This is a genomic window from Thalassolituus sp., assembly GCF_984348125.1.
Genome location: NZ_CFHJLR010000005.1, coordinates 35660 through 50117 on the forward strand (window position 1 = coordinate 35660; position 14458 = coordinate 50117).

13 protein-coding genes are annotated in these 14458 nt (G+C 50.9%); 4 read left to right on the forward strand and 9 right to left on the reverse strand.

The features are described 5' to 3' along the window. Positions 1 to 17: 17 nt before the first annotated feature. Positions 18 to 350 carry a nitrite reductase small subunit NirD gene (gene nirD / locus AC5E51_RS05060; protein ID WP_301378498.1) on the reverse strand — a complete coding sequence of 111 codons (333 nt, stop codon included), beginning with the start codon at positions 348 to 350 and terminating at the stop codon, positions 18 to 20. Positions 351 to 411: 61 nt separating this feature from the next. Further along, entirely contained in the window at positions 412 to 2976 is a 2565-nt protein-coding gene (gene nirB, locus AC5E51_RS05065) for a nitrite reductase large subunit NirB (protein WP_301378496.1), read from the reverse strand. Between the two features lie 628 nt (positions 2977 to 3604). On the opposite strand from nirB, the gene AC5E51_RS05070 reads away from it, so the two are divergent. Together AC5E51_RS05070 and cobA are read left to right on the forward strand one after the other, a co-directional pair. Beyond that, positions 3605 to 6268, forward strand: coding sequence for a nitrate reductase (locus AC5E51_RS05070; protein ID WP_301378494.1), 2664 nt, complete (start codon positions 3605 to 3607; stop codon positions 6266 to 6268). Between the two features lie 4 nt (positions 6269 to 6272). Then, positions 6273 to 7028, forward strand: coding sequence for a uroporphyrinogen-III C-methyltransferase (cobA, locus tag AC5E51_RS05075; RefSeq protein WP_068437682.1), 756 nt, complete (start codon positions 6273 to 6275; stop codon positions 7026 to 7028). Between the two features lie 126 nt (positions 7029 to 7154). Here cobA and AC5E51_RS05080 read toward each other — a convergent pair whose 3' ends face one another. The 6 genes from AC5E51_RS05080 to AC5E51_RS05105 all read right to left on the reverse strand — a co-directional run bounded on the left by AC5E51_RS05080 (position 7155) and on the right by AC5E51_RS05105 (position 11488). Next, complete coding sequence (locus AC5E51_RS05080) at positions 7155 to 7505, reverse strand: MAPEG family protein (protein WP_414716213.1); 351 nt, start codon at positions 7503 to 7505, stop codon at positions 7155 to 7157. A gap of 44 nt (positions 7506 to 7549) precedes the next feature. Next, on the reverse strand, positions 7550 to 7915 hold the full coding sequence (locus AC5E51_RS05085; protein WP_301378490.1) for a DUF4870 domain-containing protein: 366 nt from the start codon (positions 7913 to 7915) through the stop codon (positions 7550 to 7552). A 117-nt stretch (positions 7916 to 8032) separates the two neighbouring features. After that, complete coding sequence (locus AC5E51_RS05090; RefSeq protein ID WP_068437679.1) at positions 8033 to 9085, reverse strand: NAD(P)-dependent alcohol dehydrogenase; 1053 nt, start codon at positions 9083 to 9085, stop codon at positions 8033 to 8035. A gap of 137 nt (positions 9086 to 9222) precedes the next feature. Next, the gene (locus AC5E51_RS05095; protein WP_301378487.1) at positions 9223 to 9921 is read right to left on the reverse strand and encodes a MipA/OmpV family protein; all 699 of its coding nucleotides are present in this window, start codon (positions 9919 to 9921) and stop codon (positions 9223 to 9225) included. A gap of 357 nt (positions 9922 to 10278) precedes the next feature. Continuing rightward, a complete protein-coding gene (locus AC5E51_RS05100) occupies positions 10279 to 10848 on the reverse strand; it encodes a DNA-3-methyladenine glycosylase I (RefSeq protein WP_491221842.1) in 570 nt (189 codons plus the stop codon). 10 nt (positions 10849 to 10858) lie between these two features. After that, the gene (locus tag AC5E51_RS05105) at positions 10859 to 11488 is read right to left on the reverse strand and encodes a DUF938 domain-containing protein (RefSeq protein ID WP_491221843.1); all 630 of its coding nucleotides are present in this window, start codon (positions 11486 to 11488) and stop codon (positions 10859 to 10861) included. Between the two features lie 297 nt (positions 11489 to 11785). Here AC5E51_RS05105 and AC5E51_RS05110 point away from each other — a divergent pair, with 297 nt between their 5' ends. Together AC5E51_RS05110 and AC5E51_RS05115 are read left to right on the forward strand one after the other, a co-directional pair. After that, entirely contained in the window at positions 11786 to 13531 is a 1746-nt protein-coding gene (locus AC5E51_RS05110; RefSeq protein WP_068437771.1) for a proline--tRNA ligase, read from the forward strand. Beyond that, entirely contained in the window at positions 13528 to 14142 is a 615-nt protein-coding gene (locus AC5E51_RS05115) for a lytic transglycosylase domain-containing protein (protein WP_301388181.1), read from the forward strand. The genes AC5E51_RS05110 and AC5E51_RS05115 overlap by 4 nt, the downstream gene beginning before the upstream one ends. A gap of 11 nt (positions 14143 to 14153) precedes the next feature. Here AC5E51_RS05115 and AC5E51_RS05120 read toward each other — a convergent pair whose 3' ends face one another. Next, on the reverse strand, positions 14154 to 14399 hold the full coding sequence (locus tag AC5E51_RS05120) for a DUF2164 domain-containing protein (protein ID WP_068437672.1): 246 nt from the start codon (positions 14397 to 14399) through the stop codon (positions 14154 to 14156). Positions 14400 to 14458 lie beyond the last annotated feature (59 nt).

A 14458-nucleotide genomic window follows, 5' to 3' on the forward strand; every position in this document is an offset into this window, starting at 1 on the left:
ATTAGCGAGAAAGCCGCTTACGCGGCTGAACTCACCTGTACAATCCCGTTCTCAATGCGCACTGGGAAGTGCTCCAGCTTCACAGCATCATCTTCCAGGCACTCGCCACTAGTAAGATCAAAGTGCTGCTTATAAAGCGGAGACGCTACCACAGGACGCTCACCTATCGAGCCCAGAATTCCGCGCGACAGTACGTTCGCCTTTCCGAACGGATCGTAGTTACTGATTGCGTATACCGTCTCGCCATCACCAAAGCGAAATATCGCTACTTGTTTTCCTTCTACCAGCGCACATACGCCAGTATCGGGAACCAGATCTTCAAGAGAACAAATATTTGTCCAGTCAGTCATCATTTTTCTCCTGCATGCAGCCGTTGCTGCATGCTTTAATTCTATTAAGGTCTGCCAGAGATCAGTGCTTCTCTGCCGTTAACTCAACCAGTTCGATACGCTCGTTATCAGTCGCCGGGCGCCGCTGTCCGCGTTCACGCACATAGAGAAGGTTGTTGTCTTCTTCAGCAGCATTAATAAAGTGACTGAAGCGCTTGAGCTTCTCTGGGGATTCAACCGTAGTTTTCCACTCACACTGGTAAGTACCCACAACACGAGTCATGTCATTTTCAAGCTCACCACAGATATCCAGCTTGTCATCGATAACGACTTCACGCAGATAGTCGAGACCACCTTCAAGGTTTTCCAGCCATACAGATGTACGCTGCAGGCGATCTGCTGTACGTACATAGAACATCAATACGCGGTCGATATATTTGATCAGGGTTTCATCGTCCAGATCTGTCGCAAACAGATCAGCATGACGAGGTCGCATACCACCATTACCGCAGACATACAGATTCCAACCGCTTTCAGTCGCAATGACACCAATGTCTTTTGATTGGGCTTCGGCACACTCGCGTGTACAACCAGAAACACCGAACTTAATTTTGTGTGGTGCGCGCAGTCCTTTGTAGCGATGCTCAAGAGCGACAGCCATGGAGACAGAATCGAGCACACCGTAACGGCACCAGGTGCTTCCTACACAGGATTTCACGGTACGAAGTGCTTTACCGTAGGCATGCCCGGTTTCAAGGCCAGCGGCAATCAGCTTCTCCCAGATTTTCGGCAACTCGTGGAGTTGTGCACCAAATAAATCGATACGCTGCCCACCAGTAATTTTGGTATAGAGATCAAACTCTTTAGCGATCTCACCAATGGCAATCAGTTTATCAGGGGTAATCTCACCCCCCGGTACGCGCGGTACGACAGAGTAAGTACCGTCTTTTTGCATATTGCCGAGGAAAATATCGTTGGTGTCCTGCAGCGGCATCAGATCATCTTTCAGAACATACTCGTTCTTGTACGAAGCCAGAATAGAACCAATGGTCGGCTTACAGATCTCACAACCGTGTCCTTTGCCGTGCCCCTGCAATACATCCTTAAAGCTGGCGTAGCCTTTCACTCGAATAATGTCTGCCAGCTCAGCACGGGTGTAGGCAAAGTGTTCGCACAGATCATTATTGACCTCTACACCCAGAGCTTCCAGCTCGGCATCCATTACCTGCTTGGTCAGGGCAGCACAACCACCGCAACCCGAGGTCGCTTTGGTCGCACCTTTAATGTCTCCCATGGTGCAGCAGCCACCTTGTACCGCAGCAGCAATGTCACCCTTTGATACGTCGTAGCATGAACAGATCTGAGCCGTGTCGGGTAATGCAGTTACCCCCAGGCCTGCAGGCGCTTCGTCACCCAGTGCTGGCAGAATAAGTGCAGCTGGATTACCCGGGATATCCATATCGTTAAGCATGAGTTGCAGCAAAGTACCGTAGGATTCAGTTTCACCCACCAGCACGGCGCCAAGCAGTTTTTTACCGTCGGCAGAAACAATAAGTCGCTTGTAGACTTCTTCGATGTCGTCACTGAATACAAACGACTGAGAACCCGCCGTATGGCCATGCGCATCACCTATCGATGCGACATCCACGCCCAGCAGCTTAAGCTTGGTGCTCATATCAGCACCCTTAAAAGCAAGTTCCGGGGTTTTCAGATTTACCAGGGTGTCTGTGATGTGAGCCGCTGTGACTTTTGCCATCTGGTAGCCCGGTGCGACCAGACCGAAAATTTTACTGTCCCAGAGCGCACATTCGCCAATTGCATAGATGTCTTCTTCTGAGGTCTGACAATAATCGTTAATGACAATACCGCCGCGTTCGCCGACGTCGATGCCGAACTGTCGCGCAAGTTCATCCTGAGGGCGAATACCTGCAGAGAACAGAATCATATCTGTTTCAAGGTGTGAGCCGTCGGCAAAGTTCATGCGATAGCGGCATTCTTCGCCGGCGACAATTTCTTTGGTGTTTTTTTCAGTGTGTACTGACACACCCAGAGATTCGATTTTATGTCGCAGCAGATTACCGCCGCCTTCATCGAGCTGCACGGCCATTAAGCGCGGAGCAAATTCAACAACGTGGGTATCAAGGCCGGCTTCTTTAAGTGCATTTGCTGCCTCAAGGCCAAGCAGACCGCCACCAACAACAACACCCGTTTTGGATACTTCAGCGGACGCAGAAATTGCTTCAAGATCTTCAATCGTACGATAAACAAGGCAGTGATCCTGATCCTTACCCGGAATCGGTGGAACAAATGGATAGGAACCCGTTGCCAGCACCAGTTTGTCGTATCCTTCTATACGCCCGGTTGAGGTCGTAATGGTTTTGTTGTCGGCGTCAATTTCGACAACTTTCTCATTCTTTAAATAGGTAATACCGGAATCGTCGTATTCAGATTCTGTGGTGAGTGCCAGGTCAGCGGCGGTCGCCCCTGAAAAGTATTTGCTCAGCTGTACGCGGTCGTACGCAAGGCGAGGTTCTTCGGAAAAGGTGATTAATTCGAATTCTGAGGCTTTCTCAGATTCGGCCATAGTGGCGAGGAAGTTGTGGCCAACCATACCGTTACCAACAACTATGATGCGCTTCTTACTCATGGCGATGACTCTCTCTTATTCAGACATTCTTCTTGTCTCCTTAAATAAGTGCATCGTTGCTCTACTTACCCGCTACGCCGTTGCAGCAAACAGTATCGAATAGGCTTTAGCAATATGAGTGCCAAAGCGGTATCCAGAACCGCCAGATGCAATGGCAGGCCGTCGCGTCTGGTTTTCAGCCTGCCTGTCGGTGGGCTGGGAGTATCAGAACCACAGAGAAAAAGTGATCAGACTCCACTTTTCGCACCAGAAGAGTGCTCATTACAGTTTTATTGCACCCCAAAAAGGCAAATAAGATACAAGGTCACCAGTGACTTACCGAATCAACTTCTGAAAACGGGCCGGCCGATTCTGCTCACATATCACCAGGCTCAGTTGCCACGGGCGTTGAGGCGGGTCTGAGTATGAATAAATGACTAGCATCTCAGAGTTGGCACTCTTTTTGTTTACTCATTACTAAGACCTTGTGCATTGGCAGGGAGCCAGATTCAGCGGTCCAGACACCAACGTTGGTGTCGTCGTTTTGTGTTGTGTTTATGAGCATTGGCGCTCGCGGGTAACTCCGCGGGCGTTTTTTTTTGCTCACGAAAAGGCTTGAGAGTAGCAAGCCAACTATGTGGATAGCCCTATGAGTCATAAAAAGCTACAGGTTCAGACAACATGTCCATACTGCGGAGTAGGATGTGGTGTGGATATTTCTGTCGACGAGAAGGATATTGCGCCTGTCGCTGGAATGAAGTCGCACCCAGCAAATTTCGGGCGTCTATGCGTTAAGGGATCTGCGCTGCACGATACTCTGGATCAAACCGACCGTTTGCTACACCCGACAATGAATGGCCAGGCAGCTGATTGGGATACCGCACTGAACCTGGTCGCCGATAAGATCCGCCAGGTAGTCTCTACCCATGGCCCGGAAGCGGTTGCGTTCTACGGGTCAGGCCAGCTTCTCACAGAAGATTATTACGTCGCCAACAAGTTGATGAAGGGCTTTATAGGCAGTGCGAATATGGATACCAATTCGCGTCTGTGTATGGCGTCGGCTGTTGCTTCTTACAAACGGTCTATTGGCAGTGATACCGTACCGGGCTGCTACGAAGACCTGGAACAGGCTGACCTTCTGGTGATCACCGGAAGCAATGCCGCCTGGGCCCACCCTATTCTGTTCCAACGTATGGCTGCGGCAAAGAAAGCTCGCCCGGATATGAAGGTTGTTGTGATCGACCCTCGTAAAACAGCAACCTGTGACATTGCAGACCTGCATCTGCCAATAAAGCCGGGTTCCGATACTTCGCTATTTAATGCGCTGCTGACCTACTTACACCAACAGAACGCACTGGACACACACTTTATTGAGCAGTGTTCTGAAAACATCAGCGCAGCACTTGATGCCGCATCACAAGCAGCCGCTGATTTTTCTTCACTCGCTGATATTACTGATGTCAGCCAGCAGGACCTGGAAACCTTCTTCGCCTGGTTTCGCGATACGCCGAAAACGGTGACCTTTTATTCTCAAGGGGTGAACCAGAGCGTCGATGGAACTGATAAAGCAAACAGCATTATCAACCTTCACCTCGCCACCGGTCGTATTGGTAAGCCGGGTGCCTGCCCGTTCTCAATTACAGGGCAGCCGAATGCAATGGGTGGGCGGGAAGTCGGAGGTCTGGCCAACCAGCTGGCTGCGCATATGGACTTCTCCCCCGCCGATAGAGACCGCGTACGTCGTTTCTGGCAGTCACCTCGTATTGCAGAAAAGCCGGGCTTAAAAGCGGTCGATCTGTTCAACGAAGTCAAAAGCGGCAAAATAAAGTTCCTGTGGATTATGTCCACCAACCCGCTGGTCAGTATGCCTGATGCTGATGATGTTAAAGAAGCCATGAAACACTGTGAGCTGGTTGTCGTCTCAGATTGCATGGCAAACACCGATACAACCGCGGCTGCTCATGTACTGCTGCCCGCTGCCAGCTGGGGTGAAAAGAACGGTACTGTCACAAACTCTGAGCGCCGTATATCGCGTCAGAGAGGCTTCCTCCCTGCTCCAGGCGAAGCACGCCCTGACTGGTGGATAATTACTCAGGTTGCGCGTCGACTGGGTTTCGAGAAAGAATTTCCGTACGAGCATCCGGCCGATATTTTTGACGAGCACGCGCGGCTTTCCATGTTTGAGAACAAAGGCACGCGGGACTTTGATCTCAGCGGCCTGACCAATTTAAGCCGCGAACAATACGATGCACTCGCTCCGATTCAATGGCCGGTTAATGATAACTACCCTTCTGGCCGTGCACGTTTTTACGACGATGGATATTTCTATACTGAATCAGGAAAAGCGAAATTCATTCCTGTCATTGCAGTGCCGCCCGCGGCATCAGAAACAGGTCTGAGCATGAATACGGGGCGAGTACGTGACCACTGGCATACCATGACCAGAACCGCGAAAGCGCCTGTTCTGGCCCGACACATTGCTGAACCTTATGCGGACTTTCACCCTGAAGATGCGATGCGTCTCGGCATCAGGGACAACAAGCTGGTCAGACTCTGGAGTAACCTCGGAGAGATTATCGTACGCGCTCATGTCCGCAGTGATATGGCGCAGCGTAAGGGCGAAGTTTTTGTTCCCATGCACTGGACCAGTCGCTACGCCAGCAAAGCCCGCATGGGTACTCTGATCAACAAAGATCATGATCCAATTTCTGGTCAGCCTGCCCTTAAGATCACTGATGTTGAAGCGACTATATTTCCAACCGAGTGGGAAGGCTTTCTACTGACGAATAAAGACCTGGGCAGCCTTGATACCGATTACTGGGTTTACAACGTTACAGATACTGGCCACATGTACGAAATTAGTGGGCAAAACGATCCGGTTGAATTCATCAGCTCAGTCAGAAACCAGTTTGAGTCCGATAACTGGGTGATGTTCAGTGACCCCGCGAACCTGCATTATCGCCTGTGCCTGGTTGAGGGTAACCAACTCAAAGCGGTTCTCTTTATACATCAGGATTATGACTTCAGCAGTCGACAGTGGTTGATCGACACGTTTGGTCAGAAAGAGCTGTCAATGCAAGACCGCCGAGCCATCCTTGCTGGCCGCCCTCTTGGCAAAGTGGAAGATAAAGGAGCCATTATCTGCTCCTGTTTTCAGGTCGGTGAAAATACGATCAACAAAGCGATTGCCGATGGCTGTACCAGTGCAGATGAACTGGGCGGTCAGCTCAAATGCGGCACGAACTGCGGCTCTTGTATACCAGAGCTGAAATCTCTTATTGCGAAATACCAGCCCGCAGAGGCTGTGGAGTAAGACAATGAAAAATACACAGAAGCAACCCGGTAAAGTCTGGCTCGTAGGCGGTGGTCCCGGTGATCCTGAGCTGCTGACGATAAAGGCAATGAGAGTGATCAGTCAGGCAGACATTGTGCTATATGACAGTCTGATTTCTGATGAAATTCTCGATATGCTGCCGAAGAAGTGCACACGGATTCATGTCGGAAAGCGCTGCGGTGCGCACAAGATGACTCAAGTCGACATTCAGAAACTTCTGCTCACCAGCGCTCGTAAATACGCCCGCGTAGTTCGCCTTAAAGGCGGTGATCCGTTTATTTTTGGTCGGGGAGGTGAAGAGCTGGAATATCTCCAGAAGCACGGTATCGAAGTTGATATTGTTCCCGGAATTACCGCCGCTGGCGGCTGCGCTGCCGCCGCCAAAATACCACTGACTCATCGCCAATACGGAAATGCTTTGATGCTGGATAGCGGTCACAGTCAATTCGGTGAGTATCAGAAAAGCCAAAGCCCTACCCGAGTATTTTATATGGGCGTTAAACAGGCAGGGATGATCACAGCGAGCCTGTTAAGTGAGGGGCTGTCAGATTCTACACCTGTCGCTCTGATTGCTAACGGGACATTACCAGATCAGGAAGTACATACGGGTGTACTGATGGATCTGCCTTTTTTAGCTGAGCGATATTCCGGTGCAGGCCCTGCGCTGATCATCGTTGGCGAAGTGGCGGCGTTCGCTGCCCGCAACCAGGTTCAGGCCCACGGCGAAGCCGTGGCGTGAGCATACCGGCGCAAGCCGGATTCCCAAGTAAGCTGTTGGTCCAATGCTGAAAAGCGAACTTTAGGACTCGCCCCACCCCGCAAGGCCTGGGGCTTTTTTTTGAGCTGAGATTCCGAAATTCTGAGATCAGAGAGCCAAAATAAGTAGGCACCGCATGGCCAGCACAGCCAGAAAATTGATGGTAAATACAAGGCCTCTAAGGCGAACATTGTTCGTCAGAATCTGAACGCCACGGTGAATCACGCGCCCGAGAATAAATACCCAGGCCAAAGCAATAGAAACGATATTGCTGTCCAGCGCCTTCATCATCAGGACCAGGCAGGCAATATAGAAAAATACCGGCCATTCAAACTGATTACTGAGATTGGCTGATATTCTGGGTTCCATACCCTTACAAAGGGAAGCTGCTTTTTCTGACCATTGAAGGCCCCAGACCTTTGGGGCTCTCGCTAGTGTGAGCAGAGAATACAAAAACACACACCAGCATATTCATCCGACGCCCATTTTATGCACCAACGTGTTCAGGGTTTGAAAAAGGTGATGCTCATTGGGTAAATCCAAAGCTCGCCGTTATTAGCTTTGACGGCAGCAATGATAGCGAATACCAGATTCATGATGCCCAGAACAAAAAAGGCCAATGCACCAATGACAAAGATCCATAGGATAAAACAGACGACAGAGTAGATTACCAGGCTCAGTAACCAATTAGCGGTCACCTTACCATGACGATCTATCTGCTCATTCTTATCTTTATTCATGAGCCACATAACGATGGGTAATATCAAACCCAGCCCAGGAACAAGAATACTGCTCAACTGACTGAGATGAATCATAGTGCAATAGGTATTGACCGGCATCCCCCAATACTCTTCATTCGGGTCAATCATTGTCATAGCTCCTGTGTTCTATGTTTTGTATCTCTGTTCTGTGTTTGTTCACATTATCACGACGCGAAAAAAAACACCCCGACAAGCGGGGTGTTTTTGATATCTCACTGCTGTAAATCAGCCTTCTACAGTAAGTGACGACATGTCCATCACATAACGATGAGAGATATCACCTTTAGCCATAACGTCAAAGGCGTCGTTCACTTCATCCGGGCGAATAATCTCACATTCGGGATGAATGTTATGTTTACCGCAGAAGTCGAGCACTTCCTGAGTTTCTTTAATACCGCCAATCAGGGAACCAGCCACACGACGACGTCCCATAATCATAGGTACTGACATGAACTCCTCCATAGGACCGACCTGACCAACAATAACCAGTGTGCCGTCAATGTCGAGCAGGGGCGCGTAAACAGTCACATCATGCTTTACAGGTACAGTGTCGATAATCAGATCAAAAGAGGCTGTCGCTTTTTTCATCGCGTCTTTGTCTGTGGATGCCAGTACACCGGTTGCACCCAGCTCTTTAGCGTCCGCTTCTTTCTTGTTGGAACGGCTGAGTACCGTGACTTCCGCACCCATGGCGACGGCGAGTTTCACCGCCATGTGCCCGAGACCACCCAGACCAATCACACCAACACGGCTACCCTCTTTTACGCCCCAGGTACGCAGCGGCGAGAAGGTGGTAATGCCGGCACACAGAATTGGAGCCGCTTTCGACATATCCAGGGTATCCGGAATGCTCAGGACAAACTCTTCACGAACGACAATGTGCTTCGAGTAGCCCCCTTGGGTGATCGTGCCATCGATACGATCAGGAGCACCGTAAGTTGGGGTCATGCCAACACGGCAGTACTGTTCTTCGTGACCGTGGCACTGGTCGCACTCCTGGCAGCTGTCGACCATGCAGCCTACGCCAACGTTATCACCCACCTTGTAGTTTTTAACGTCTGAACCTACCTCAATGACACGCCCGACGATTTCGTGGCCAGGAACCAGAGGGTAAGGCTGAGGCCCCCAGTCGCCGTTCACTGTGTGCAGGTCGGAGTGACAGATACCGCTGAACAGAATTTCAATCGCAACATCGTTTGCGCGCAGTGCACGACGTTCAAAGTGATACGGAACCATTTCTGCATCTGAGTTGTGTGCTGCGTAACCAACAGTTTTCATGAGCGCTCCTTAGAGTCTGGGTTTCATCAGATTTCGATAGACAGTGTAAGGGTACAGCGAGTACGAGGACATGTCTGAAACAATCTGTTTCTTGCACAATCCTCCAGAAGTATCGCCTTTTGTTACTGTATAACCTCTCAGAACATTCGACCGAATGAGAGATTTACGCCAAGCGACTGCTCTGCATCGGTCAGTGGGCTGTTGGAAATTTCTTTGCCATACGTCGTATGAGTCAGCTGAAGTCGGGTCGTTCCGCCACCCAGGCTTCGAGTGAAAAAGGCAATACTGATTTCTGGGTTAGTGGACCCTGCGGGTGCATAGGCAGGACGCCAGGAACGAGCCTCTGCTTCTGTTACACCGTAGTAATAATCGACATAATCTCTGCTCTGATACTCAACACCGATACCGGGTTCTACAAATACCGAGCCGGCAGGTATTACGTATGATGCCCGGGCCGCAGTTTCATACCCAGAGTAAACGCCAAGCAGGTCGTGAATGGCATTGACGCTGAAATGCCATTGTCCGGGACGATAGGCAACGCCCACGCCTCCAGCCATAGAGTAACCTCGGTCATCCATTCCATCAAAGACAGGGCTATCGCCTTCGCTGTAGCCAGCAAACACCGGGCTTAATATCAGAGACGCAGTGACGTCCCCCGGACGGTACACATCATAAGTTGCGTACGGGCCATAGAGGTTAAGTCGATCACCACGATAAATGATCAGAGGAACAGGTATGACCCGGCTATTAAAGTCGCGATAGACATCCTCGGAACCAACCACACCAACGCCCCAGGACCAGGGAGAACCTTCGGCAGCGCTAAGTTGAGAAAACATTAGAATTGACGCCACAAAAGCAACACACAGACGCGACACAAATCTGAACACAGCATCTATCATTTTATTCTCTCTCTTCACCATTATTACCCTGCCGTAACCCATCGCACTGTCTGAGTCTTCATACACCAGTCAGTTCCTCTGCAATGGCAAAGAGACTCAAAACCCCGAGCCTGGTTGCTTCAGAAATTCCGTTTCTTCAACGGACGACGCCCGGCCAAGACATGGATATTTGCCTACCTGTCGAATCATCAATGAAAAAGGCGTAGGGACAGACTTGAACTTCACAGAGCAAGAGGGGTCAGCGCCTTGATCATCACCGGTAAGAGAAATGAGTCGCAGACAAGCGACTAAGCGTCAGGCGTTATCGGGGTGCATGGGGCAACTGGTCAGATGATCGTTCACCATGCCCATACTCTGCATAAAAGCGTAACAGGTCGTCGGGCCGACAAAGCCGAAGCCAAGTTTTTTCAGTGCCTTGCTCATCGCTTTTGACTCTTCAGTCTGAGCCGGGCAATCTTTCAATTCTGCGTAGCGATTTATGACGGGCGACCCGCCGACAAACGACCATAGCCACTCGCTCCAGTTGATTCCGTCCTTTTCAGCTGCAACCCAGGCACGAGCATTTTTACGGATGGCTTCAAGCTTGCCACTATGCCTGATAAGACCGGCGTCGAGCAGGCAATCTTCAATCTCGTCGTCCGTCATTGCAGCGACCAGAGCGGGATCGAAGTTATAAAAACGCTGCCGGTAGTTTGGTCGTTTCTTCAGAACGGTTATCCAGCTCAATCCGGCCTGCTGGCCTTCAAGGCAGAGCTTTTCAAAAAGACGGTGATCATCGTAACAGGGGTTGCCCCACTCTGTATCGTGATACTCAACGTAGAGTTCGCCCTGCGCCCACGGACAGGTTTCGAGGTGTTTAGTCATAAAGGCTGAATCACTCGCCGGTTTCGGCTTTCTGGAACACCAGGGTTCGGTTATTGGCAGGCATTTCCTCATCTGCTCTGAGATACAGATGGAACTGACGAGCAAGAAGCAGGATCTGTTCAAAGTCTTTGATACCGCTATCGGGATTTCTCTCCCGTAGCCACTGATCCAGATCGACATTGCCCTGACTGGTGTATTGGCCGTCATAATTGTACGGACCATATAAAAGCAGCAGGCCACCTGCTTTCAGCACCCGGCTGATACCCCGGAACATCTTTTCGACTTCCGGCCAACTAACAAAATGCACAACGTTCGCACTGAAGACCACATCGGCGTCTCGCGCAGGCCAGATATCCTGCTCGACATTGAGTTCGAGTGGATCAAGAAAACCTTTCTGTGCGGCATGCTTACGCCATTGACGGATATCTTCAAGACGCTCTTTCAATTCGGTAGGTTGCCAGCGGATTCCTGGCAGGTTGGCGGTCATGTACGCAGCGTGCTGGCCTGTGCCACTTCCCACTTCGAGGATGAAGGCATTTTCTGGGGCGTACTTGCCTAGTACGTCCAGTATCGGGCGCTGATTGCGAATGCACGCTTCAGCTGTGGGGAGTTCGGCGATCTCTGGTTCATTATTCAACAATGATCTCTCCGGGTTTCCAACGTCTTCTTATACACGTCCGTGTTTATTGGATTATCTCACAGACGCAGAATGACACAACGGCCGCACTTGTGAATCAGGCGAAATACTCAGTCTTTCATGATTCTGTTCACAAATCATACAATAGAAAGTCATACATGACAGTCCGACTAAAGGCTTGGTCGTGATCAGCCTTTACGGCGGCTCCGATGCAAACGGACTTACTAAAGGGCTTATACAGGAGCGGTACATGCTTTAGAATACGTGCACTAATTAATGACCCGATGGCCTACTGTCTCTATGCGCGCTACTCAATTTCTTATTGCGACCGAAAAAGAAACCCCAGCTGATGCGGTTGTTGTCAGCCATAAGCTGATGCTCCGCTCCGGCATGATCCGCAAACTGGCTGCAGGCCTCTATACCTGGATGCCGCTGGGCCTTCGCACCTTACGCAAAGTCGAAAATATCGTTCGGGAAGAAATGGACCGTGCTGGCGCACAAGAGATTCTGATGCCTACGGTCCAGCCAGCTGAGCTGTGGGAAGAATCTGGCCGTTGGTACCAGTACGGCGGTGAGCTGATGCGCCTCAAAGACCGCCATAACCGGGAGTTCTGCTACGGCCCGACCGCTGAAGAAGTGGTCACAGACATCGCTCGTAATAACCTCAGCAGCTACAAGCAATTACCGATGAACCTGTATCAGGTTCAGACCAAGTTCCGCGATGAGACCCGCCCTCGCTTTGGTGTCATGCGTGCCCGCGAGTTCATGATGAAAGATGGCTATTCCTTCCACGCCAACGAAGAAAGCCTGCAGGAAACTTACGAGCGAATGCACGAAGCATACACCCGCATTTTCAACCGTCTCGGCCTTGATTTCCGTCCGGTGCTGGCCGACACAGGTTCTATTGGTGGGGCGTCATCGCACGAATTCCACGTACTGGCAGAGTCCGGTGAAGATGACATCGCCTTCTCTGACAGCTCTGACTACGCGGCAAACGTTGAGCTGGCTGAAGCGCTTGCTCCTGCTGGCGAACGTCCTGCTGCATCGAAAGAACTTGAGAAAGTATCAACCCCAGACGTCACGAGCATCGAAGACGTCGCCGCTTTGCTAAACGTTGCCACCAGTGATGTGCTGAAAGCCATCGTCGTGCGCGGTACCAGCGAAGCGGAAGACGCAGAAGAAGGCGAAGCCGGTGAGCCAGTGGTGCTTTTCCTCCGTGGTGATCATCAGCTGAATGAGATCAAAGCCGAAAAACTTCCGGGCGTTCTCAGCCCGCTGCAGTTTGCCAGCGCAGAAGAAGTCCAGAAAATTGGCGGCGTTGCTGGTTTCACAGGTCCTCGCGGTCTCTCAGCCCGCGTTTATGTAGACAGGTCTGCCGCACACATGGCGGATTTTGTATGCGGCGCAAACGAAACCGATGCGCACTTTACGGGCGCAAACTGGGATCGCGACTTCGAAGAAGGCACGATCGCTGACCTGCGTAATGTCGTTGCTGGTGATCCAAGCCCGTGTGGTAATGGTACGCTCGATATCAAACGTGGTATTGAAGTGGGACATATCTTCCAGCTGGGTACGAAATACTCTGAAGCGCTGAAAGCGACTGTACTGGATGAAAACGGCAAAGATCGCGTCATGATGATGGGTTGCTATGGTATCGGTGTGAGTCGGGTTGTTGCTGCTGCGATTGAACAGAACAACGACGACAACGGCATCATCTGGCCAGACGCTATCGCTCCTTTCCATGTGGGCATTGTGCCGATGAACATGCACAAGTCTGAGGCCGTAAAAGAAGCGGCTGAGAAGCTTTATAACGAGCTGACCGAAGCCGGTTTTGAAGTGTATATGGATGACCGCGATAAAAAGACCAGCCCTGGTGTGAAGTTTGCTGACATGGAGCTGATGGGTATTCCTCACCGGGTAGTAATCAGTGATCGTGGTCTCGAAGCCGGTGCCCTGGAGTACAAGCACCGCAGTGCTGATGAGAAAGAAGAGATCGCAGCTGACAACGTGCTCAATGTTCTGAAAGAGCGGATCAAACTCGGATGATCCCCTGCCAGTACGCCTGCCGTAAATACCGCTCCCGATTGCTCTGGTGCGGTATTACTGTACTGATGCTGCTGGCACTTCCCTCTGCAGCGATGACCAGTGCCGACCCTGACCCGGAGTTAAGATCAGCCCTGATGGAAGCCGTCAATGCTTCCGATTCCTTTGGTGACCAGTTCGATGCTCAGGTCTGGCTGATGGACATGTCAGGCCGACTGAAGCGTTACCGGAACATGCGCGACGACAAGATCCGCCTTGATTTACTGCGCATGGTGCACCAGGAGGCAACCAGAGCCGGTCTACAGCCTGAGCTGGTTCTCTCTGTTATTCAGGTTGAAAGTGCGTTCGACCGCTTTGCCCTGAGCTATGTCGGAGCCCAGGGATATATGCAGGTGATGCCGTTCTGGAAGAATGAGCTCGGCAGAACTGAAGACAATCTCATGGATACACGCACAAATCTGCGCTACGGATGTACGATCCTCAAACATTATCTTGACCGCGAAAAAGGGAACCTGATTCGCGCCCTTGCTCGCTACAACGGCAGTCTGGGTAAAACCAAATATCCCGAAAAAGTGCTTATGGCCTGGGATAAATACTGGTTTGTTAACTACTGAGGCTGCTCTGCTCACCGGACAGCTTTCTCCAACTGCATCAACTCATCTGAGATATCGCGAAGTTTTTCAGACATAACGGTTTCTGCATCGTACAGCCCCCGGTTATAGAAAAAACCACCCATTTCTTCTGCGAAGAAATCAATCAGAAACTCCGCCTGAAAGCCACCCAATTCCTGATCCAGCTCCTCGCGGAAGTACATTTTCACCTTTTGTACCATCTGCGCCTTCTCTTCAGAAGTGAACTCCATCTTATCCATACCGTCGTACCTATAACTATTGCAGTGCGAGCCTGCAGTGAATCGGGGCGGATGAGCAT

What these genes read in the sequence shown, in the direction of transcription:
- AC5E51_RS05100 (WP_491221842.1), bottom strand. Translation starts at nt 10,848, where the DNA reads ATGACTAAACACCTCGAAACCTGTCCGTGGGCGCAGGGCGAACTCTAC.
- AC5E51_RS05090 (WP_068437679.1), bottom strand. Translation starts at nt 9,085, where the DNA reads ATGAAAACTGTTGGTTACGCAGCACACAACTCAGATGCAGAAATGGTT.
- AC5E51_RS05095 (WP_301378487.1), bottom strand. Translation starts at nt 9,921, where the DNA reads ATGTTTTCTCAACTTAGCGCTGCCGAAGGTTCTCCCTGGTCCTGGGGC.
- AC5E51_RS05070 (WP_301378494.1), top strand. Translation starts at nt 3,605, where the DNA reads ATGAGTCATAAAAAGCTACAGGTTCAGACAACATGTCCATACTGCGGA.
- AC5E51_RS05120 (WP_068437672.1), bottom strand. Translation starts at nt 14,399, where the DNA reads ATGGATAAGATGGAGTTCACTTCTGAAGAGAAGGCGCAGATGGTACAA.
- cobA (WP_068437682.1), top strand. Translation starts at nt 6,273, where the DNA reads ATGAAAAATACACAGAAGCAACCCGGTAAAGTCTGGCTCGTAGGCGGT.
- nirB (WP_301378496.1), bottom strand. Translation starts at nt 2,976, where the DNA reads ATGAGTAAGAAGCGCATCATAGTTGTTGGTAACGGTATGGTTGGCCAC.
- nirD (WP_301378498.1), bottom strand. Translation starts at nt 350, where the DNA reads ATGACTGACTGGACAAATATTTGTTCTCTTGAAGATCTGGTTCCCGAT.
- AC5E51_RS05115 (WP_301388181.1), top strand. Translation starts at nt 13,528, where the DNA reads ATGATCCCCTGCCAGTACGCCTGCCGTAAATACCGCTCCCGATTGCTC.
- AC5E51_RS05085 (WP_301378490.1), bottom strand. Translation starts at nt 7,915, where the DNA reads ATGATTGACCCGAATGAAGAGTATTGGGGGATGCCGGTCAATACCTAT.
- AC5E51_RS05110 (WP_068437771.1), top strand. Translation starts at nt 11,786, where the DNA reads ATGCGCGCTACTCAATTTCTTATTGCGACCGAAAAAGAAACCCCAGCT.